The sequence below is a fragment of the Lelliottia nimipressuralis genome, assembly GCF_004115925.1.
In the GTDB taxonomy this organism is placed as follows: Bacteria; Pseudomonadota; Gammaproteobacteria; order Enterobacterales; family Enterobacteriaceae; genus Enterobacter; species Enterobacter nimipressuralis.
In genome coordinates this window covers 50147-71726 of the sequence record NZ_SDDX01000030.1, presented here as the reverse complement: position 1 = coordinate 71726, position 21580 = coordinate 50147, and the positions used below count along the sequence as shown (strand labels likewise).

Sequence of the window (21580 nt, the reverse complement as noted above, 5' to 3'; positions counted from 1 at the left end):
CCTTAACTGGCTTTCGTCGCGGCGGAATCTGGCGTGGCAACTACCGTGGCCCCAGGATGCACTTTTTGCAGGCCGCTGATGATGACGCGATCGCCCTCCTTCAACCCGTTCGTGATTAGCCAACGATCGCCAATGGCCTGAGGTGCCACCACGCTACGCGTTTCAACCTGTTCTTTGGCGTTCACGACCAGTACGGTTGCATCGCCACGGGGAGTACGCGTGACACCCTGCTGTGGAACGAGAATAGCATTCGGCTGGACGCCTTCATCAATGCGGGCTCGCACAAACATGCCAGGTAGCAGCATATGTTTAGGATTCGGGAAAACCGCACGCAGGGTAATAGAGCCGGTGCTTTCGTCCACCGTGACATCAGAGAACTGCAGCGTACCTTTCTCCGCGTAAGGCTGACCGTTTTCCATCAACAGCTGCACGCTACTGGTGCCGTCGCCTTTTTGCAGGCTGGACTGCTTCAGCTGCATAAAGTCATTGCTCGACTGGTTGACATCCACATAGATCGGATCGAGTTGCTGCACGGTCGCCAGTGCGGAAGCCTGGCCGTTTGTCACCAGAGCGCCTTCGGTGACGCTGGATTTCCCAATTCGTCCATTAATAGGGGATGACACTTTGGTATAGGCGAGATTGATACGTGCAGTTTCGACGCCCGCTTGCGCAGCCGTTACGCTGGCATCGGCCTGTCTGGCGTTGGCGACTGCCTGGTCATACTCTTGTCGGCTGACATATTGTGTGCCCACCAGAGGGACATAACGTTTCACGGTCAAATGGGCAATGTTTGCCGCCGCTTCAGCTTTCACCAGCTCGCCTTTCGCACTGTCATAGGCGGCCTGATAGGACGCCGGATCGATCTGATACAGGGAATCACCCGCTTTCACATCGCTGCCTTCGACAAAGTTACGGCGCAGAATAATACCGCTCACCTGCGGGCGGACTTCAGCGACGCGAAACGCATCCGTGCGGCCTGGCAGCTCCGTGGTGACTGACAGTGGCGCGCTTTTCACGACAAAGACAGTGACCTGGGGCACCTGCGCGCCTTGCTGCGCATTATCAGAACCATCACAGCCAGCAAGCAGTGCGGAGCAGACAATAAAACCGGATAAGGGTAAAAGCCTGAAGTGTTTCTTCATTACTGTTCCTTTAAAAACAATAAACTGATATTTGCCGTGAGGTTGTGAAAAGGATCGCGGGGCAAAGAGTCAGAAATCCAGCGCACATCATAATGAGGTACGTTGATGCTTTTTAATTTATAAGTGCGGCGAACAGATTATTCAGATAAAAACCAGAGTCTGGCGTGGCGAATCAACGATATAGTAATGGTGCGAAGCACTCAGATTTAAATATCATCCAGCGTTACTTATATAGTTTATGAATTTAATGATCTTAAATCATTCGTTGTAATTATTGATTAACGCAATTGACTTTTTTTGATCAGAATAAAATCCCCCGTTAGGGAATACTTCCGCGACGAGGTATTTCTGGTTACGTGGCAAACTGTTCAGGTAATGGGTAAGAGGCGATGGCGCGTAAAACGAAAGAAGATGCACAGAAAACGAGACAGCAGCTGATCGAAGCCGCCATTACCCAGTTTTCGACGCGCGGTGTGGCGAGCACTACGCTGACTGATATCGCAGATGCCGCAGGCGTAACCCGTGGTGCGGTGTACTGGCACTTCTCCAGCAAAGCGGAAATCTTCAATGCGATCTGGGAACAACAGATACCTTTATGCGATTTAATTCATGAGCAACTTTCCTTGTCAGGGAATGACGACCCTTTATGTGTTCTACGCGAAAAGTTTGTCGCGGCGTTGCAATATATTTCTCGAAGCCCCCGACAGCGTGCACTCTTACAAATTCTGTATCACAAATGTGAATTTAATAATGAAATGACATCAGAGTGCGAAATTCGTCAGCGAATTGGTTTTAATTATGAAAACGTCCGCGTGCTGCTGGAGAAAGGGATGGCGAATGGCATCATCTCTCCACTTATAAATATCGATATGACATTGATTGTTTTTCATGGTTTTTTTAGCGGATTAATTAAAAACTGGTTAATGAACAGTGAGAATTTCAATCTTTACCAGCAAGCTCCGGCGCTGGTGGATAATATTCTGGCGACGCTCAATATGACTCGCACGTTACCGGAAAATTATTCTGTTGCCTCATGAAGGCAGGTGGTTTTTGAATTCATCGGGGTTGTTGCACAGCTCCTCAACGGTCTGCGCCGTCACAGGTTTGCCTAACAGATATCCCTGAAGCGTATTACAGCCAAGCTCGGTGAGGAATTGCTGCTGGGCTTCCGTTTCCACGCCTTCAGCGACCACTTTCAGATTCAGCGTTTTCGCCAGCGCGACAATGGCGGAGACGATAGTGGCATCATCGCTTTTCCCGCTGAGATCTTTCACAAACGCACGATCGATTTTCAGCTCGCAGGCGGGAAGCTGCTTCAGATAGAGCAGGCTCGAATAGCCGGTACCAAAATCATCGATAGAGGCCTTCACGCCTGCATTCGTCAGTTCCGTTAAGATCCTGACGCTCTCTTGCGGATTGTGCATTGCGGTGGTTTCTGTCACTTCCAGAATCAGTGATTCTGGCGGCAAATGGTGCTGCGCCAGGCAGTCGAGCACGGTTTTAACCAGCGTGGGTTGTTCGAACTGAAGTGTAGACAGATTGACTGCCATCGACCACGCCTTATGCCCCTGAAGGTGCCACTCGCGCAACTGACGGCAGGCTTCGTTGATCACCCAGTTACCTATCGGGATGATAAGCCCGGTCTTTTCGGCCAGTGGCAGAAACATGTCGGGACTCAGCAGCCCCTGTTTCGGATGCTCCCAGCGCAGGAGGGCCTCAAAGCCCAGAATCGGCCCGGCCGGCGCGTGGAATTTCGGCTGATAGTGCAGGCGCAGCTCGTCACGATCGATCGCCAGCCACAGATCGTTCATCAGCTGTAAATGCGTCTGCGCCAGTGTGTTCATCGACGGCTGGAAAAAGTGATAACCGTTACGGCCCATATGTTTGGTGTGATACATCGCCGCGTCAGCGTTGAACATCAGCTCACGATCGGATTTTCCGTCGTGAGGATAAAGCGCAATACCGATACTGACGGTCACCACCAGCTCGTAAAGTTCGACATTGAAAGGGCTGTCAATGGCGCGAACCAGCGCACTGGCAAGCGAAGCGGCATCATCGGGGCCACCGACTTCCGCGAGCAAAACAAACTCGTCGCCGCCGATGCGGGCGAGGGTGAACTGGCCTTTAAGCGGTAGCAGCAGCCGCTCGGTGACTGCGACTAATAATTTATCGCCCGTATCATGGCCATAGGCATCGTTCACCGCTTTAAAGCCATCCAGGTCCATAAACATCAGTGCGAAGTGGGTCCCTTCGCGGTCGGCCTTGCTGATTGCCTGATCGAGACGGTCTTCCAGCAAAACGCGATTCGGTAAACGGGTCAGCGTATCGTGAAGCGCCAGTTGGGCCAGCTCACGATTGGCTTCAGCCAGGGATGAGGCCAGCAGAGCGGTTCGGGCCTGCAGGCGAGCATCGAGCATGGACACCAGCAACGTGATCCCAAGGATAGAGAGCGCAACTACGCTGACCAGCACGGCCAGCCAGCTGCCGTTTATTCCGTGGTGATGCATCTCAGTGGAGAGCGGGAATTGTGCCGCTTTCATCCCCGCGTAGTGCATACCTGCGATGGCGATGCCCATCGTTATCGCTGCGCCCAGGCGCATCAGCGCGACCTGCGCGGCTTCATGGCGCAGCTGGAAGGTCAGCCACAGCGCCGCAAGTGAGGCCACAAGCGCAATCACTACTGAGATCGCAATCCAGGTCATGTCCCACATAATGCCCGGGGTCACTTCCAGAGCGGCCATACCGGTATAGTGCATTGCGACGATGCCAGTGCCCATCACTAAAGCGCCCGGCAGCAGACGGCGTAACCGCAACTGCTCGCCGCTGACCAGCCACAGTGCAAACATCGACGAGCCGATAGCAATGAGCATTGAGAGCACCGTTAGCGTCGGGCTATAGCTCATGCGCATGGAGAGATCCATCGCCAGCATGCCAATGAAATGCATCGCCCACACGCCGATTCCCATCGCCACGCCGCCGCCCGCCAGCCACACGCGTGCAGCGATACCCTGGCTGCCCGCAACGCGCGCGGCCATGTTGAGCGCGGTATAGGCAGCAAGGATGGCAACAACGAAGGAGACGACAACGAGGATTTGGTTGTATTGGCTAACCAGCATGGTGGGTTTAACTCATTCTCAGTGAGAGGTTATGCGAAAGCGCCTGAAAGGGCAGTGACATTATCACCGGAACGGAATGACGAAAAGGGATTTAAATCCCCGTTTTTAATGGGTGTTAAGGTGCTTTTTAATGATATTCGCAGCTTATTCCAGCTCTGAGCAGTTCACCAGTTTAAGCGGATTCACCGAATTCATATTGCGACACTTGTCGGTTTCGGTGCTCAGCAATTCGATCCACTGGATAAGCAGTGTATCAAAGAGGAAAACCGTGACAGCAAAGACAACCAGCCACCAGTATTTACGAATCATTGTGTCGTTCCGTGTTCAGGAAGAGGTCCAGTGAGGTGGGGGAAATATACACGAAAAGCGGGCGTTTAAAAGCGGGGTCACGCAAGGTTTACAAAGCCTTGACGGTTCAAATTGCGGCAATAAAAAAGGCGCATCCCCATGCCGAGTAGCGCCTTTTTAAACAAGCATTTAGCTAATCGAAATTAGTTCATGCCGTACTTTTTCAGCTTCTTACGAAGAGTACCACGGTTGATACCCATCATCAGGGCTGCGCGGGTTTGGTTACCGCGGGTGTATTGCATCACCATGTCCAACAGTGGCTGTTCAACTTCAGCCAATACCAGCTCATACAGATCATTAACATCTTGACCATTCAGTTGAGCAAAATAGTTCTTCAGTGCCTGTTTTACCGAGTCACGGAGGGGTTTTTGAGTTACCTGATCCTGAGAGTTAACGGTAGAAACGGTCAGTACGTCAGAATTTACGCGTTGTTCGAACATAGTTCTGTCAGCTCTTTATTTCTGTTTACGCAAAATTTTCGAAGTATGCCTCCAACGCCTCCAGCTGTACGCTGGCATCCTCTATGGCGTTGAATGTGCGCCGAAACTGGTCATTTGGAGCGTGCTCCTGGAGATACCAGGATACGTGTTTACGCGCAATTCGGTACCCTTTTGCCTGACCGTAAAAGTCATGCAGTTCCCGAATATGCGAACAAAGCAAGCGCTTAATCTCTGCCAGAGGCAGGGGAGCAAGCAACTCTCCAGTGTCCAGATAATGCTGGATTTCCCGAAAGATCCAGGGTCTTCCCTGAGCCGCACGTCCTATCATCAGAGCATCTGCCCCTGTATAGTCGAGCACAGCCCTGGCTTTAAGCGGGTCAGTTATGTCGCCATTCGCGATAATCGGAATGGAAACTTTCTGCTTAACTGCCCGAATGCTGTCATATTCCGCATTGCCGTTGAACAAACAGGCGCGAGTGCGTCCATGAATGGTCAGGGCCTGGATACCACAGTCTTCGGCCAGTTGGGCAATTTCTACACAGTTACGGTGTTCCGGCGCCCAACCAGTGCGAATTTTCAGCGTAACGGGAACGTCCACTGCGTTAACCACCCCCAACAAGATCGACTTCACCTGATCGGGGTATTGCAGAAGAGCTGAACCTGCCAGCTTGCGATTCACCTTCTTTGCCGGGCAACCCATATTGATATCAATAATTTGGGCGCCACTTTCAACGTTAATACGCGCGGCTTCCGCCATTTCTTCAGGATCGCTTCCGGCAATTTGCACGGTTCGAATACCTGGCTCGTCAATATGCACCATCCGAAGACGGGACTTGTCGCTTTCCCAAACCTGCGGGTTAGACGACATCATCTCGGAAACGGTTAATCCTGCTCCCATCTCGTAGCACAGCGTCCTGAAAGGCCGGTCAGTAATACCTGCCATAGGGGCTGCGATCAGGCGATTTCTAAGCTGGTAGTGTCCGATGCGCATGAGTTAAGAAATGACCATACTGTGACTGCAAGGCGGCGTATATTACGCATTTTTTGCACGAGATGAAAGGCCAAACTTTGAACAATCCGCTGTTACAGATCAAGGAATTGCTGCTCAGCAGGGTTGAAGGGAATTATTAATCATTTAAATCATTACGTTATGCCGTTACGGTTATTTTATGGGCGCTTACAATTTCCCGTAACTTCTCATCATTTCTGAATAAATGAATCACTTAATCGGGATAATCTGCTGTTTTAAGCAGCAGATTATCGGCCTTCTTTGCGATCTGCGTCTCATTTTAGAACATGATCGCAGTTTACCTGCAGAACATAATTTAACCGCAATGCGACCGTTGAGCGACTGTACCGGAGGGGTATTTTAGTGATGCTTGTATGGACGAACTTCAGCCAGGTCGCGTAAAACGCCAGTAGGTGTGGTTCTTCGCCAAAAGTTTATGCAGGTAAGAGTCGGTGTCCCATTTCACCGCTGACATGTCACCGGCTAACCACTGTAATGCTGGGGGGAGAGCGCAGAAACGGCGTGGGAAGAGACCCACGCCGGAAAGGCTGAATTACTTTTTGCTGCCAGTGATGCGACACCACTCTTCTTTCTCGACGACAGGATCAAGAGTAAAGAGATCGGCATAAGCTTCGCACACGCTTTCAGCCTGGCTTGCCAGAATACCGGACAGACCCAGCAGACCGCCCTCAACGGGCAGCACGCTGATTAACGGTGCCAGTTCACGTAACGGGCCTGCCAGGATGTTCGCGACCACCACATCGGCTTTCATGACCTCTGGCTGGCTATCCGGCAGATACAGCTCCAGACGATCGGAAACACCATTGCGCTGCGCGTTATCGCGGCTGGCCTGGATCGCCTGCGGATCGATGTCGATCCCGATAGCTTTGGCCGCGCCCAGTTTCAGCGCCGCAATCGCCAGGATCCCGGAGCCACAACCGAAGTCGATCACGGTTTTGCCCTCCAGATCCAGCCCATCAAGCCATTGCAGGCACAGGGAGGTGGTCGGGTGGGTGCCGGTACCAAACGCCAGGCCCGGATCGAGCATTACGTTCACGGCGTTCGCGTCAGGCACATCGCGCCAGCTAGGGCAGATCCACAGACGTTTACCGAACTGCATCGGGTGGAAGTTATCCATCCACTCGCGCTCCCAGTCTTTATCTTCCAGCTGCTCGATTTTATGCACAAACCCGACGCCCAGCAGCGGGTGATTTTCCAGGATCGCCACGACCTCTTTCATGTCGGTTTCGGCATCGAACAGACCAATGACATCGGTATCGCCCCACAGACGGGTTTCGCCTGGCAGCGGCTCAAACACCGGCGTGTCATGCGTGTCCTGGAAAGTAATGGAAACTGAACCCGCTTCCATTAACGCGTCACTCAGTTCTTCGGCATTGGCACCGGTTGTGTTCAGTTTTAGTTGGATCCACGGCATGGCAAAACTCTTTATTTATCAGTAGAAATGACGGCGGCCTGTGGGACGGGCTGACCAAAACGGTTCCCCACCACAAACGCCAGCAAACTTAACAGTAACGAAGGCACAATCGGATGGAAGCCCAGGTACTGAATCTTAAAGGTGGCGAGTACCGCGTAGAGTACGCCACCGACAATCATCCCGCTCAGCGCGCCCGCAGCATTCGCGCGCTCCCAGTACAAACCCAGCACCAGCGGCCACAGGAACACCGCTTCCAGCCCGCCGAATGCCAGCAGGTTCAGCCAGATGATCATCTCCGGTGGACGCCAGGCGGCCAGCATCATCAGAATGCCGAGTACCAGCGTGGTCCAGGTCGAAATGCGCTTCAGGCGATGCTCATTACGCATTTTAGTCGGCGTCGCGCTGAGCCACAGATCTTTAATGATTGTTGCCGAGGCCTGCAGCAGGTGCGCATTGACGTTCGACATGATCGCTGCCATCGGCGCGGCAAGGAACAGCCCGGCGGCCCATGGCGGCAAGACCTGCACCATTAATGTCGGAATGACCTGATCCGGCACGGTCAGATGCGGAAGAATGGCGCGGCCTAAAGCCCCCGCCAGATGCATTCCCAGCATTAACAGCGACACCACGATTGTGCCGATTATAATCCCGCGATGCACCGCTTTGCTGTCTTTATAGGAGATACAACGCACCGCCGTGTGGGGCAGGCCGATGACGCCAAAGCAGACCAGTACCCAGAACGAGGTCATAAACGCCGGGGTCAGAATATCGTCGGCCCCGTGCGGGCTGACCAGTTTAGGGTCAATCTGCTCCAGGGTTTCAACGGCATTGTGCAAACCGCCCGCCGCATAGATCACACCAACCAGCAGCACCAGGGTGCCAATCAGCATCACCATGCCCTGCATGGTGTCATTCAGCACGCTGGCACGGAAGCCGCCAAACGCAGTGTAGAGCGCGATGGTAATCCCGAAAATCAACAGGCCATTTTCATATTTGATTCCCGCCGCCGTTTCCAGCAACCGCGCGCCGCCAATAAACTGCACGGCAATCGCACCGACGAAAGCGACCAGCAAACTGACGCTGGCGATCCAGACTACCGCCCGGTTCTGATACCGCGCCTGGAGCATGTCATTGAGGGTAATGGCGTTATAGCGTCGGGCGAGAATGGCGAATTTCTTGCCCAGAATCCCGAGCGACAGCCAGATCGTCGGCACCTGAATCATCGCCAGTAGCACCCAGCCGAGACCATATTTGTACGCCGCACCTGGCCCGCCGATAAATGAGCTGGCACTGACATAGGTGGCGGTCAGCGTCATCGCCAGGACAAAACCGCCCATCGAGCGGCTTCCCAGGAAATATTCACTGAGGAACGAACCGGTGCTGCGCTTGCGCATGGCGTAAGCGGAGAGGCCAAACACAATAAAAAGATAGATAACCAGAACGGCGATGATTTCAGTTTGCATCGCTATCCTCCAGAGAGATATCGCGGAAGATAAAACGCACCATCAGCCAGCACAGCAGCGTAAATACCAGAGGCAACAGCAGACAGGCCATTTCAAACCAGTGCGGCAGGCCGGTAATTCCGGGAGCCGAACCAGGTAAGTAAGCAGTTACTAACCAAGCAGCGAGATAGAGAAGGGTCAGCCACAGCGCCCAGCGCGCTTCTTTATGGGCTTGAACAAAACGCTTGTCCATTTTAAGTCCCTTGTGGATGAAGAAAGCGGGGATTGTACATGATGGGACACAGGCGATCCCCAGAAATAAAAAAGGCCGGAATATCCGGCCTTTTAACGCGTATGCGGTCTTACTTTTCGTGAAGGCCGAGTTTTTTCTCCAGATAGTGGATGTTCGTTCCACCATTCTGGAAGTTCTCGTCGTTCATGATACGAACCTGCAGATCAACGTTGGTTTTGATGCCGTCGATGATCAGCTCCTGTAGAGCGTTCTTCATGCGGGCAATCGCCACGTCACGGTTTTCGCCGTAGCAGATCAGTTTACCGATCATTGAGTCATAGTACGGCGGTACAGTGTAGCCCGCGTAGATATGAGATTCCCAACGCACACCAAAGCCACCCGGCGCGTGGAAACGCGTGATTTTACCCGGGCTCGGCAGGAAGGTGTTCGGGTCTTCGGCGTTAATACGGCACTCGACCGCATGGCCTTTCACCACGACTTCTTCCTGCTTAATGGACAGCGGTTGACCCGCAGCGATACGCAGCTGCTCTTTGATCAGGTCAACGCCGGTAATCATTTCGGTAACCGGGTGTTCAACCTGAATACGGGTGTTCATTTCGATGAAATAGAACTCGCCGTTTTCGAACAGGAATTCGAACGTACCTGCACCGCGATAGCCGATATCGACACACGCCTTGGCGCAACGCTCACCGATGTAGCGACGCAGTTCCGGAGTAATACCCGGTGCTGGTGCTTCTTCGACGACTTTCTGGTGACGACGCTGCATGGAGCAGTCACGTTCTGCCAGATAGATTGCGTTACCCTGACCGTCAGCCAGCACCTGAATTTCGATGTGGCGTGGGTTTTCCAGGTATTTTTCCATGTAAACCATGTCATTGCTGAACGCAGCTTTCGCTTCAGCTTTGGTCATGGAGATGGATTGTGCCAGGTCTGCATCGCTGCGTACAACGCGCATACCACGACCGCCGCCGCCGCCGGACGCTTTGATGATAACCGGATAGCCAATGCGTTTGGCATGTGCGCGGTTAGCATCCATATCGTCGCCCAGAGGGCCGTCGGAGCCTGGTACCGTTGGAACGCCTGCTTTCTTCATCGCGGTGATTGCGGACACTTTGTCGCCCATCAGGCGAATAGTGTCAGCTTTCGGGCCGATAAAGATAAAGCCAGAGCGCTCAACCTGCTCAGCAAAGTTGGCGTTCTCAGAGAGGAAGCCATAACCCGGATGGATTGCCACCGCGCCGGTGATTTCAGCGGCGCTGATGATTGCCGGGATATTCAGATAACTTTTTACGGACGGAGCCGGGCCAATACAGACCGTCTCATCCGCCAGTAATACGTGTTTTAAATCGCGATCCGCGCTTGAGTGCACAGCGACGGTCTTGATGCCCAGTTCTTTACAGGCACGAAGGATACGCAGTGCAATCTCGCCACGGTTGGCGATGACAATTTTATCCAGCATGTTCGCCTCGTTACTCGATGACGACCAGCGGCTCGTCAAATTCTACCGGCTGACCACTTTCGACCAGAATCGCTTTAACAACGCCTGACTTGTCAGCTTCGATCTGGTTCATCATTTTCATGGCTTCAACGATACACAGGGTATCGCCTGCATTGACTTTCTGACCCACTTCGCAGAACGCTTTAGCGTCCGGGCTTGGCGTGCGGTAGAAAGTACCAACCATCGGGGAACGTACGATGTGACCACTGATTTCTGCGGCTGCTGCAGCCGGCGCTTCTGCTGCCGGGGCAACTGCGTTAGACAGAGCAGGCTGCTGCTGCATCACAGGTGCAGCATAAGCCTGCTGCATGACCGGGAAGCTAGCGGCTGGCGCTGCACGGCTGATGCGTACAGACTCTTCGCCTTCAGAAATTTCCAGTTCGGAGATGCCTGATTCTTCAACCAGCTCGATCAGTTTTTTAATCTTACGAATATCCATGAGTGGGTTCCGTACTCTTGTTTAGTGTGATTGTGACAGGCGTTTTACCGCTGTCTGTAAAGCGTATGAATAACCGTCAGCACCCAGTCCGCAGATAACGCCAGCAGCGATATCCGACAGATACGAATGGTGGCGGAACGGCTCTCGGGCATGCACATTGCTCAGGTGGATCTCGATAAACGGGATGCTTACCGCAAGCAGTGCGTCGCGGATAGCAACACTGGTGTGCGTAAACGCGGCCGGATTAATCAGGATATAGTCCACAGTGTCTTTAGCCTGATGAATACGGTCGATGAGTGCGTACTCCGCATTAGACTGAAAATGGTCAAGACTCACGTTAAGCGCAGCTGCTTCCGTCCCAAGACGGTTAACAATTTCGCTTAATGTCAGCGTGCCGTACTTCTCGGGTTCGCGGGTACCGAGCATGTTCAGGTTCGGTCCGTTCAAAACTAAGATGTGCAACTTTCCAGTCATTGTGCCGCTATCTCCTGCGATTCTCGGGTAAAAAACAAAATATACCTTCGATGCGCAATTGTCACCCTTTCAGGGGATGAAAAACCCCTCCAGGAAAACCAAGGTCGCACATTATAACGATTTCGTAGCATTTAGCAGCTAAATACTGGTCTTATCAGGGAAGATTATCAACCGCAATTGATAAAAGAAGCGCGGTTGATAAGTAATCTGCGGGAATACGCACAGTTTCGCGAACTATCGCCACCACTGGCGGAACTTCTTGTAGCGCCATATCAGCAGCGCCAGAGCCAGCAGCGCGTAGATAATAGGCTGAGGGGATAAAATCTTCACCGACCACAGATAATGTATCGGGGCCAGGATCGCCACAAGATAGACGAAGTTATGCAAAAGTTGCCAGCGTCGGCCCAATTTTCGCTGTGCGTACTGCGTCGATGTGAGCGTCAGCGCCAGTAAAATCACCCAGCTGATAATCCCTAACGTCAGATACGGACGCGATACCAGCTCGCTGCCTAACAATGCCAGATTATTAATGCCCAGCTCCAGCAACGTGTAGCTGGTGAGATGGATCGTCGCCCAGGCAAAACACCATAGCCCTAAAAGGCGTCGTGTTCGTATCAATAATGGCTGTTTAGCGTAGCGCGCCAGTGGGGAAACCAGCAAGGTTGCCAGCAAAAATTTCAGAGCCATCCTACCGGTAAAGTGTTGAATATCTTTGGCCGGATCGGCGCTGAAATAGCCCTGACTGGCGGCCCAGAACAGCCATATAAAAGGAAGCAAACCGGCCAGATGCAACAGCACTTTTAGCCAGGTGATCTGTTTTACGGTTAAGCGCACTTAAAAATTCTCCCGCAAGTTCAGCCCGCGATAGAGTGAGGCCACTTCGTCGGCATAGCCATTGAACAGCAGCGTAGGCTGGCGTTTCACGTCCAGCGCGCCGCCGGAGCCGATAAAGCGCTCGGTCGCCTGAGACCAGCGCGGATGATCAACGTGCGGGTTTACGTTCGCGAAAAAGCCATATTCGCCCGGCGCGGCAAGGTTCCAGGTGGTCGGCGGGCGCTCTTTGGTGAGCTTAATGCTGACAATCGATTTAATCCCTTTAAAGCCGTATTTCCATGGCACCGTTAAACGGATGGGGGCACCGTTTTGCGGCGGCAGCGCTTTGCCATATACCCCGACGGTCAGCAGCGTCAGCGGATGCATGGCCTCGTCGAGGCGCAGCCCTTCGACATACGGATACTCCAGCCCGCCACCGATAAAGCGGTCTTTCTGCCCTGGCATTTGCTCTGGCGAGTAAAGCGTCTGGAAAGCGACATATTTGGCATCGCTGGTGGGTTCGGCCATGGCCAGCAGTTTGTGCAGCGGGAAACCGATCCACGGCACCACCATCGACCACGCCTCAACGCAACGCATCCGGTAAATACGCTCCTCAAGGGGGAAACGGGTCGTGAGATCGTGATGGTCAAAAGTGAGCGGCTTAGCGACTTCGCCCTCAATTTTTAAGGTCCAGGGATCGGTTTTCATGCTCCCGGCATTGGCGGCGGGATCGGCTTTATCGAGGCCAAACTCATAGAAATTGTTATAGCCCGTCACTTTATCTTCCGGCGTCAGCGCGAGTTTATTCTGCCACTGTGCGGGTTTGGTAAAAGTTAGCGGCTGGCCAGAGGGGGCTTTTGGACGATCGTTACCCTTAAACCAGTCAAGCAGGTCGGCATGGGCGTTGGGGGTAAGGGTAAGGGCGGTAGCGCTGATACCAAGCATCTTCAGGATCTGGCGGCGCTGTAGCATAAAGACAGATTCGGCCGTTACATCGGCTTCCGTCAGTTTTCTGTTTTTCATGGCATCCTCCGGCATGCATTTTTCTAAGCATGACGGAGGAGTCGGGTTATCGCGAATATGTCACGAAAATTTGAAGATTAAGCAATTTTCACCAGCGCCCGGCCCTGGAAATGGTTGCTAATGATTTTTTCGGCATACTCCGGCGCCTGATCCAGCGTAATTTCGGTGGCGCTTTGGCTGAAGAAGGACTCCGGCAAATCACGCACCAGACGTTCCCATGCCTGCGTGCGACGCGCCGCCGGCGTCATCACGGAATCCACGCCCTGCAGACGCACATTACGTAGAATAAATGGCATCACGGTTGTTGGCAGCGCAAAACCACCCGCCAGACCGCAGGCCGCCACGCATCCGCCGTAGTTCATCTGTGCCAGCAGTTTCGCCAGCACTTTATCGCCCACGGTATCCACCGCACCCGCCCAGACCTGTTTTTCCAGTGGACGGGTTTCGCTGAACTCTTCGCGTCCCAGAATACGGTTTGCGCCCAGTGAACGCAGGTAATCATGTGTGCTTTCGCGCCCGGTAACAGCAGCAACCTGATATCCGAGTTTGTGCAGCAGCGTCACAGCGGTACTGCCCACGCCACCGCTGGCGCCGGTCACGACCACTTCACCGGAGTCCGGGCGAACGCCAGCCTCTTCCAGCGCCATTACGCATAGCATCGCAGTGAAACCGGCGGTGCCGATGATCATCGCTTTGCGGCCATCGAGACCTTTTGGCATCGGCACCAGCCAGTCACCGTTGACGCGCGCCTGCGTGGAGAGGCCGCCCCAGTGGTTTTCACCCACGCCCCAGCCGGTCAACAGCACCTGCTGCCCTGGGTGAAAGCGCGGATCTTCGCTGGAATGCACGTGACCTGCGAAATCAATTCCCGGAATCATCGGAAAATTGCGGATAATTTTCCCGGTGCCCGTGATGGCAAGAGCATCCTTATAGTTCAGGCTGGACCAGTCGATATCCACAGTCACGTTCCCCTCCGGGAGACGGTTTTCCTCAACGGATTGAACCGACGCCAGAGTTTTGCCGTCTTGCTGTTCTAAGATCAAAGCCTGCATACAGATGTCCTCACTAAGCATGATGATTGGAAAATAATTTCTGAAGACTATACTCGCTCATTGAAACGCTATGCCGATTTAACGCAATAAATTGCCAGATAGACCAGGTTTGGTAGTATGCCCCTGCTAAACGCAAGTTAGCACTTACTTGCACTTTAACTGCCTCCCCATCAACCAACGGAGTGATCTCAAGGATGCGATTAACGACGAAATTTTCAGCTTTTATTACGCTGCTGACGGGGCTGACTATCTTCGTCACCCTGATGGGGTGCTCGCTAAGCTTTTATAACGCCATTCAGGACAAACTGACCAACCGCGTGCAGTCCGTGGCTTCGGTCATTGATTCGCGACTGGTCACGTCAACGTTGCCCGCGCTGTCTCAGCAACTGGATGAGCTGATGGTGCCGGTGGATATTGTACACATCGACATTCTACAGGGTAGCAAAGTCCTCCTGAGCCATGCGCGTCAGAGCAGCTATCGCCCGGCCGGGACGCTGGCACAATACCGCGAGATGACGATTCACTCCCTGAAAAGCCCTGGGGTGACCATCAGGCTGGTCTATCAGGACCCGATGGCGAACTATTTCCGTTCACTGATGACCACTGCGCCGCTCACCGTTGCGGTGGGCTTTATTGTGGTGCTGATCTTTCTGGCGGTGCGCTGGCTTCGACGCCAGCTTTCCGGACAGGAACTCCTGGAATCGCGATCTGTACGTATTTTAAACGGTGAACGAGGTGCTAAGGTGCGCGGGTCTGTTTATGAATGGCCGTCGCGGACCAGCAGTGCGCTGGATGTGTTGCTTTCAGAAATCCAGTTCGCCAGCGATCAGCGCAGCCGTATGGATACGCTGATTCGGTCCTACGCCGCCCAGGACAATAAAACCGGACTGAATAACCGCCTTTTCTTTGATAATCAACTGGCCACGCTGCTGGAAGATACCGAAAAGGTGGGTACTCACGGGGTGGTGATGGTTATCCGGCTGCCCGATTTCGACCTGTTGCGCGATACCTGGGGCCGCTCGGTGGCGGAAGAGCATCTCTTTACGCTCATCAATTTGTTATCGACCTTTATTATGCGCTATCCCGGTGCGCTGCTGGCGCGCTACCACCGCAGTGATTTTGCTGTGTTGCTGCCGCACCGGACGCTGAAAGAATCGGAAAGCATCGCCAGTCAGTTGCTGAAAGCGGTCGATGCGCTGCCGCCAACCAAAATGCTCGACCGGGATGACATGGTACATATCGGCATTTGTGCCTGGCGCGGCGGCCAGCAAACTCAACAGGTGATGGAGCATGCCGAAGCGGCCACGCGTAACGCAGTGCTGCAGGGGGCAAATGGCTGGGCGGTTTACGATGATTCTCTGCCGGAAAAAGGGCGCGGCAACGTGCGCTGGCGAACGCTCATTGAACAGATGCTGAGCCGCGGCGGGCCACGAATTTATCAAAAACCGGCAGTGCTGCGTAACGGCCAGGTGCATCACCGCGAGTTACTTTGCCGTATCTTCGACGGCTCGGAAGAGGTTGTCTCCGCCGAATATTTGCCGATGGTGCTGCAGTTTGGTCTGTCGGAAGAGTACGACCGGCAGCAAATTACGCGCCTTATTCCATTTTTATCTTTCTGGCCGGAGGAAAATCTGGCATTACAGGTAACGGTAGAATCGCTGATTCGCCCGCGTTTTCAGCGCTGGCTGCGTGATGTGCTGATGCAATGTGAAAAATCGCAGCGGAAACGTATTATTTTTGAACTTGCAGAGGCAGATGTTTGTCAACATATCAGCCGTTTACAGCCGGTCGTCCGTTTGATGAATGCACTCGGTGCTCGCGTGGCAGTGACTCAGGCGGGTTTAACGCTGGTCAGTACCAGTTGGATCAAGGAGCTGGATGTGGAGCTGTTAAAGCTGCATCCGGGGCTGGTCAGGAATATTGAAAAGCGCACGGAAAACCAGCTGCTGGTTCAGAGTCTGGTGGAAGCGTGCAAGGGAACGCAAACGCAAGTCTTCGCCACTGGCATACGTTCACGCAGCGAATGGCAGATGTTGACGGAGCGCGGTGTCGCGGGTGGTCAGGGGGATTTTATTGCTACCTCTCAGCCGCTTGACAGCAATGTGAAAAAATATTTGCAAAGATACTCTGTTTGACCTGCCGTTTAATTTGTTTTCACGTAGAATATCGCGCCTGTAGCTTTGAGTATGACGAGCAAAACGCCAGTCGTTTACCTGGACGGGTTACAAATGAAAGCGAGTGACGCAGCTGTTAACTCAGCCCTGATGGAGTCAGGAAATAAATTTGTAACATAAGGAAACGTGCTGCACTAATTTTCACCGTAGCAGATGATTTTTGCGCCTTGTCGCTGCTACGTGTGGTTGGTAAAGTAAGCGGATTTTAATTTTTCCGCCCCAGCTTTCAGGATTATCCCTTAGTATGTTGAAAAAATTTCGTGGCATGTTTTCCAATGACCTGTCCATTGACCTGGGTACCGCGAATACCCTGATTTATGTAAAAGGACAAGGCATCGTATTGAATGAGCCTTCCGTTGTGGCCATTCGTCAGGATCGTGCCGGCTCCCCGAAAAGCGTGGCAGCCGTAGGACACGATGCGAAGCAGATGCTGGGTCGTACCCCAGGCAACATCGCCGCGATCCGCCCAATGAAAGACGGCGTTATCGCTGACTTCTTCGTGACTGAAAAAATGCTTCAGCACTTCATCAAGCAGGTTCACAGCAACAGCTTCATGCGCCCAAGTCCGCGCGTGCTGGTCTGTGTGCCAGTCGGTGCAACTCAGGTTGAACGCCGTGCGATCCGTGAATCCGCTCAGGGCGCAGGTGCGCGCGAAGTCTTCCTGATCGAAGAGCCGATGGCTGCTGCAATTGGTGCGGGTCTGCCGGTTTCTGAAGCAACAGGTTCCATGGTGGTGGATATCGGTGGTGGTACCACTGAAGTGGCCGTCATCTCTCTGAACGGTGTGGTTTACTCCTCTTCCGTGCGTATCGGCGGTGACCGTTTTGATGAAGCCATCATTAATTATGTGCGCCGTAACTACGGCTCTCTGATCGGTGAAGCCACCGCAGAGCGTATTAAGCACGAGATCGGTTCTGCTTACCCTGGCGACGAAGTCCGCGAAATCGAAGTTCGTGGCCGTAACCTGGCTGAAGGCGTTCCGCGTGGCTTTACCCTGAATTCCAACGAAATCCTCGAAGCGCTGCAAGAGCCGCTGACCGGTATCGTGAGCGCGGTGATGGTTGCGCTGGAACAGTGCCCACCAGAACTGGCTTCCGACATCTCAGAGCGCGGTATGGTTCTGACCGGTGGTGGCGCGCTGCTGCGTAACCTCGACCGCCTGTTAATGGAAGAGACAGGTATTCCTGTCGTAGTTGCAGAAGATCCACTGACTTGCGTAGCCCGTGGTGGCGGCAAGGCGCTGGAAATGATCGACATGCACGGCGGCGACTTGTTCAGCGAAGAGTAGTCGGTTTGAGAGGGTAGCGAAGGCTACCCTTTCTCTCTGACACGAGAATACGCATAGCCTATGAAGCCAATTTTTAGCCGTGGCCCGTCGCTGCAGTTTCGCCTGATCCTGGGGGTGCTGGTAGCGCTTGGAGTCATCATCGCCGATAGCCGCCTCGGTATGTTCAGCCAGATCCGAACATACATGGATACCGCCGTCAGTCCTTTCTACTTTGTATCAAATGGTCCCCGTGAATTACTCGACAGTGTTTCTCAAACCTTGTCATCACGCGACCAACTCGAGCTTGAAAACCGTGCATTGCGCCAGGAATTGCTGCTGAAAAACAGCGAGCTGCTGATGCTGGGCCAGTATCGCCAGGAAAACGCCCGTCTGCGTGAGCTGCTGGGATCGCCGCTGCGTCAGGACGAGCAGAAAATGGTGACTCAGGTGATCTCCACCGTTAACGATCCGTACAGCGATCAGGTGGTCATCGATAAAGGCAGCGTGAACGGTGTTTACGAAGGCCAGCCGGTCATCAGTGATAAAGGCGTTGTGGGCCAGGTGGTTGCTGTTGCTAAGCTGACCAGCCGCGTTTTATTGATCTGTGATGCCACCCATGCGCTGCCGATTCAGGTACTGCGTAATGATATCCGTATTATTGCGGCCGGTAACGGCTGTACGGACGATCTGCAGCTGGAGCATCTGCCAGCCAACACCGACATTCGTGTGGGGGATGTTCTGGTCACCTCCGGTCTCGGCGGGCGTTTCCCTGAAGGTTACCCGGTGGCGGTTGTCTCCTCGGTGAAACTGGATACGCAGCGTGCGTATACGGTGATTCAGGCTCGTCCAACTGCGGGCTTACAGCGTCTGCGCTATTTGCTGCTGCTGTGGGGCGCCGATCGTAACGGTATTAACCCGATGACGCCAGAAGAGGTGCATCGCGTGGCCAATGAACGCTTAATGCAGATGATGCCGCAGGTTCTGCCTGCGCCGGACTCCATGGGGCCGCCTGCGCCAGTGCCTGCACCTGCGACGGGATTAACGCAGCCTCCTCCGGATGCACCGCTGCCGCCACAAATCTCCTCGGGAGGGCAGTAGTGGCGAGCTATCGTAGCCAGGGACGCTGGGTAATCTGGCTCTCGTTCTTCATCGCGTTATTACTGCAAGTCATGCCCTGGCCGGACGACATTCTCGTTTTCCGGCCAAACTGGGTGCTGCTCATTTTACTCTACTGGACCCTCGCCCTGCCGCACCGCGTAAATGTGGGCACGGGTTTTGTGATGGGTGCCATACTGGATCTCATCAGTGGCTCAACGCTCGGCGTGCGCGCCCTGTCGATGAGTATTATTGCGTACCTCGTCGCACTGAAATTCCAGCTTTTCCGTAACCTCGCGCTCTGGCAACAGGCGTTGGTGGTGATGTTGTTGTCCCTCGCCGCGGATATCATTGTTTTCTGGGCTGAGTTTTTAGTGATCAACGTCTCTTTCCGACCGGAAGTGTTCTGGAGTAGTGTAGTAAACGGTGTGCTCTGGCCGTGGCTGTTCCTGCTGATGCGTAAAGTTCGCCAGCAGTTTGCCGTGCAATAAAAGGTTTCTATGACGTCTTTATTTCTTGCCTCTGGTTCCCCGCGTCGTCAGGAGTTACTCACTCAACTGGGTGTCTCTTTTGAACGTATCGTCACCGGTATTGAAGAAAAACGGGGCGATGGCGAAAGCGCGCAGCAGTATGTGTCTCGTCTGGCCCGGGAAAAAGCCCTGGCTGGCGTGGCGCAAACCCCGCGTGATTTGCCGGTGCTGGGGGCAGATACCATCGTGATTCTCAACGGTGAAGTGCTCGAGAAACCGCGTGACGGTGAACATGCGGCGCAAATGCTGCGCAAATTATCCGGACAAACGCATCAGGTGATGACGGCGGTTGCACTGGCAGACAGCCAGCAGGTGCTGGATTGTCTGGTGGTCACGGATGTCACGTTCAGAGTGCTTACCGATGAGGAGATCGCCGGTTATATCGCCAGCGGTGAACCTATGGATAAAGCAGGTGCATACGGTATTCAGGGGCTGGGTGGCTGTTTCGTCAGGAAGATTAATGGCAGCTATCACGCCGTAGTCGGCTTACCGCTGGTGGAAACGTATGAGTTGCTGAGCAATTTTAACTCACTGCGTGAGGGAAGGGATAATTATGACGGCTGAATTGTTGGTAAACGTAACGCCATCGGAAACCCGAGTGGCCTATATTGATGGCGGCATTCTTCAGGAAATTCATATTGAGCGCGAAGCGCGACGCGGAATAGTAGGCAATATCTACAAAGGTCGTGTCAGTCGTGTACTACCGGGTATGCAGGCGGCATTTGTAGATATTGGCCTTGATAAAGCAGCGTTCTTGCACGCCTCGGATATCATGCCGCACACCGAATGTGTCGCGGGTGAAGAGCAAAAGCAGTTTACCGTTCGCGACATCTCCGAGCTGGTTCGCCAAGGGCAGGATTTGATGGTCCAGGTGGTGAAAGATCCCCTCGGTACCAAAGGCGCCCGTCTGACGACCGACATCACTTTACCTTCTCGCTACCTGGTCTTTATGCCGGGCGCTTCACACGTCGGCGTTTCTCAGCGTATCGAAAGTGAAAGCGAGCGCGAACGCCTGAAAAAGGTGGTCGGCGCTTACTGCGACGAGCAGGGCGGTTTTATTATCCGTACCGCGGCAGAAGGGATCAGCGAAGAAGACCTGGCCTCCGATGCGGCGTACCTGAAACGCGTCTGGACCAAAGTCATGGAGCGTAAAAAACGCAACCAGACCCGCTATCAACTGTACGGCGAGCTGGCGCTGGCCCAGCGCGTGTTGCGCGATTTCGCTGATGCGCAGCTCGATCGAATCCGCGTGGATTCGCGTCTGACCTACGACGCGCTGCTGGAATTCACCGCCGAATACATCCCAGAGATGCCTGGCCTGCTGGAGCATTACACCGGCCGCCAGCCGATCTTTGATCTCTTTGACGTCGAGAACGAAATCCAGCGCGCGCTGGAGCGCAAAGTGGAATTGAAATCCGGCGGCTATCTGATCATCGATCAGACCGAAGCGATGACCACCGTGGATATCAATACGGGGGCATTTGTCGGCCACCGCAATCTCGACGACACCATCTTCAACACCAACATCGAAGCGACGCAGGCCATCGCGCGTCAGCTGCGTCTGCGCAATCTTGGCGGCATTATCATCATCGACTTTATCGATATGAATAATGAAGATCACCGCCGCCGCGTGCTGCACTCTCTGGAGCAGGCGCTGAGCAAAGATCGGGTGAAAACCAGTATCAACGGTTTCTCTCAGCTCGGCCTGGTGGAGATGACCCGCAAGCGCACGCGCGAAAGCGTTGAACATGTGCTGTGCAACGAATGCCCAACCTGCCACGGACGCGGCACGGTAAAGTCCGTGGAGACGGTGTGCTACGAAATCATGCGTGAAATTGTCCGCGTCCATCACGCCTACGACTCCGACCGTTTTCTGGTCTATGCTTCCCCTGCGGTGGCAGAAGCACTGAAAGGCGAAGAGTCGCACGCGCTGGCGGAAGTGGAAATCTTTGTCGGCAAACAGGTAAAAGTACAAATCGAACCACTCTATAACCAGCAGCAGTTTGACGTGGTGATGATGTAAGAGGCAG

General features: G+C 53.8%; 21 protein-coding genes. 7 read left to right on the top strand and 14 right to left on the bottom strand.

Annotated elements, in window-relative coordinates; translation table 11 throughout:
• Positions 1 to 2 precede the first annotated feature (2 nt).
• Complete coding sequence (locus ETG88_RS20800; RefSeq protein ID WP_129036309.1) at positions 3 to 1142, bottom strand: efflux RND transporter periplasmic adaptor subunit; 1140 nt, start codon at positions 1140 to 1142, stop codon at positions 3 to 5.
• A 389-nt stretch (positions 1143 to 1531) separates the two neighbouring features.
• On the opposite strand from ETG88_RS20800, the gene envR reads away from it, so the two are divergent.
• Positions 1532 to 2179 (top strand): acrEF/envCD operon transcriptional regulator, encoded by a 648-nt coding sequence (envR, locus tag ETG88_RS20795; protein ID WP_100778672.1) that lies wholly within the window; start codon positions 1532 to 1534, stop codon positions 2177 to 2179.
• On the opposite strand, the gene ETG88_RS20790 is transcribed toward envR, so the two are convergent.
• From ETG88_RS20790 to acuI, 13 genes are all read right to left on the bottom strand, one after another.
• Positions 2174 to 4258: a putative bifunctional diguanylate cyclase/phosphodiesterase gene (locus ETG88_RS20790; protein WP_129036308.1), complete on the bottom strand. Its 2085-nt coding sequence runs from the start codon at positions 4256 to 4258 to the stop codon at positions 2174 to 2176. The two genes, envR and ETG88_RS20790, sit on opposite strands and share 6 nt — an antisense overlap.
• A 144-nt stretch (positions 4259 to 4402) precedes the next feature.
• A complete protein-coding gene (locus ETG88_RS20785; protein ID WP_100778674.1) occupies positions 4403 to 4567 on the bottom strand; it encodes a DUF2556 family protein in 165 nt (54 codons plus the stop codon).
• A gap of 182 nt (positions 4568 to 4749) precedes the next feature.
• Entirely contained in the window at positions 4750 to 5046 is a 297-nt protein-coding gene (gene fis / locus ETG88_RS20780) for a DNA-binding transcriptional regulator Fis (RefSeq protein WP_000462905.1), read from the bottom strand.
• A 25-nt stretch (positions 5047 to 5071) separates the two neighbouring features.
• Positions 5072 to 6037, bottom strand: a complete 966-nt coding sequence (gene dusB, locus ETG88_RS20775) for a tRNA dihydrouridine synthase DusB (protein WP_100778675.1) — start codon at positions 6035 to 6037, stop codon at positions 5072 to 5074.
• Positions 6038 to 6608: 571 nt separating this feature from the next.
• Complete coding sequence (gene prmA / locus ETG88_RS20770) at positions 6609 to 7490, bottom strand: 50S ribosomal protein L11 methyltransferase (RefSeq protein WP_100778676.1); 882 nt, start codon at positions 7488 to 7490, stop codon at positions 6609 to 6611.
• 11 nt (positions 7491 to 7501) lie between these two features.
• Positions 7502 to 8953 carry a sodium/pantothenate symporter gene (gene panF / locus ETG88_RS20765; RefSeq protein ID WP_100778677.1) on the bottom strand — a complete coding sequence of 484 codons (1452 nt, stop codon included), beginning with the start codon at positions 8951 to 8953 and terminating at the stop codon, positions 7502 to 7504.
• Positions 8943 to 9185 (bottom strand): YhdT family protein, encoded by a 243-nt coding sequence (locus ETG88_RS20760; protein WP_102105524.1) that lies wholly within the window; start codon positions 9183 to 9185, stop codon positions 8943 to 8945. Before ETG88_RS20760 ends, panF begins: the two co-directional genes overlap by 11 nt.
• Before the next feature lie 109 nt (positions 9186 to 9294).
• On the bottom strand, positions 9295 to 10644 hold the full coding sequence (accC, locus tag ETG88_RS20755) for an acetyl-CoA carboxylase biotin carboxylase subunit (protein ID WP_100778679.1): 1350 nt from the start codon (positions 10642 to 10644) through the stop codon (positions 9295 to 9297).
• A gap of 10 nt (positions 10645 to 10654) precedes the next feature.
• Positions 10655 to 11122, bottom strand: a complete 468-nt coding sequence (accB, locus tag ETG88_RS20750; RefSeq protein ID WP_100778680.1) for an acetyl-CoA carboxylase biotin carboxyl carrier protein — start codon at positions 11120 to 11122, stop codon at positions 10655 to 10657.
• Between the two features lie 21 nt (positions 11123 to 11143).
• Positions 11144 to 11596: a type II 3-dehydroquinate dehydratase gene (gene aroQ, locus ETG88_RS20745; RefSeq protein ID WP_100778681.1), complete on the bottom strand. Its 453-nt coding sequence runs from the start codon at positions 11594 to 11596 to the stop codon at positions 11144 to 11146.
• A 234-nt stretch (positions 11597 to 11830) separates the two neighbouring features.
• Complete coding sequence (gene msrQ, locus ETG88_RS20740) at positions 11831 to 12430, bottom strand: protein-methionine-sulfoxide reductase heme-binding subunit MsrQ (protein WP_129036307.1); 600 nt, start codon at positions 12428 to 12430, stop codon at positions 11831 to 11833.
• Positions 12431 to 13432: a protein-methionine-sulfoxide reductase catalytic subunit MsrP gene (msrP, locus tag ETG88_RS20735; RefSeq protein WP_100778683.1), complete on the bottom strand. Its 1002-nt coding sequence runs from the start codon at positions 13430 to 13432 to the stop codon at positions 12431 to 12433.
• A gap of 77 nt (positions 13433 to 13509) precedes the next feature.
• On the bottom strand, positions 13510 to 14484 hold the full coding sequence (acuI, locus tag ETG88_RS20730) for an acrylyl-CoA reductase (NADPH) (RefSeq protein WP_129036306.1): 975 nt from the start codon (positions 14482 to 14484) through the stop codon (positions 13510 to 13512).
• Between the two features lie 194 nt (positions 14485 to 14678).
• Here acuI and csrD point away from each other — a divergent pair, with 194 nt between their 5' ends.
• The 6 genes from csrD (at position 14679) to rng (ending at position 21573) form a co-directional block, all read left to right on the top strand.
• On the top strand, positions 14679 to 16619 hold the full coding sequence (gene csrD, locus ETG88_RS20725) for an RNase E specificity factor CsrD (RefSeq protein WP_102105519.1): 1941 nt from the start codon (positions 14679 to 14681) through the stop codon (positions 16617 to 16619).
• Between the two features lie 283 nt (positions 16620 to 16902).
• The gene (mreB, locus tag ETG88_RS20720; protein WP_000913396.1) at positions 16903 to 17946 is read left to right on the top strand and encodes a rod shape-determining protein MreB; all 1044 of its coding nucleotides are present in this window, start codon (positions 16903 to 16905) and stop codon (positions 17944 to 17946) included.
• Positions 17947 to 18006: 60 nt separating this feature from the next.
• Positions 18007 to 19023, top strand: a complete 1017-nt coding sequence (gene mreC, locus ETG88_RS20715) for a rod shape-determining protein MreC (RefSeq protein ID WP_100778686.1) — start codon at positions 18007 to 18009, stop codon at positions 19021 to 19023.
• Positions 19023 to 19511, top strand: coding sequence for a rod shape-determining protein MreD (gene mreD, locus ETG88_RS20710; protein ID WP_095283628.1), 489 nt, complete (start codon positions 19023 to 19025; stop codon positions 19509 to 19511). The genes mreC and mreD overlap by 1 nt, the downstream gene beginning before the upstream one ends.
• A 9-nt stretch (positions 19512 to 19520) precedes the next feature.
• Entirely contained in the window at positions 19521 to 20114 is a 594-nt protein-coding gene (locus ETG88_RS20705) for a Maf family protein (protein ID WP_102105518.1), read from the top strand.
• On the top strand, positions 20104 to 21573 hold the full coding sequence (rng, locus tag ETG88_RS20700) for a ribonuclease G (protein WP_107702748.1): 1470 nt from the start codon (positions 20104 to 20106) through the stop codon (positions 21571 to 21573). Before ETG88_RS20705 ends, rng begins: the two co-directional genes overlap by 11 nt.
• The last annotated feature ends 7 nt before the right edge of the window (positions 21574 to 21580 follow it).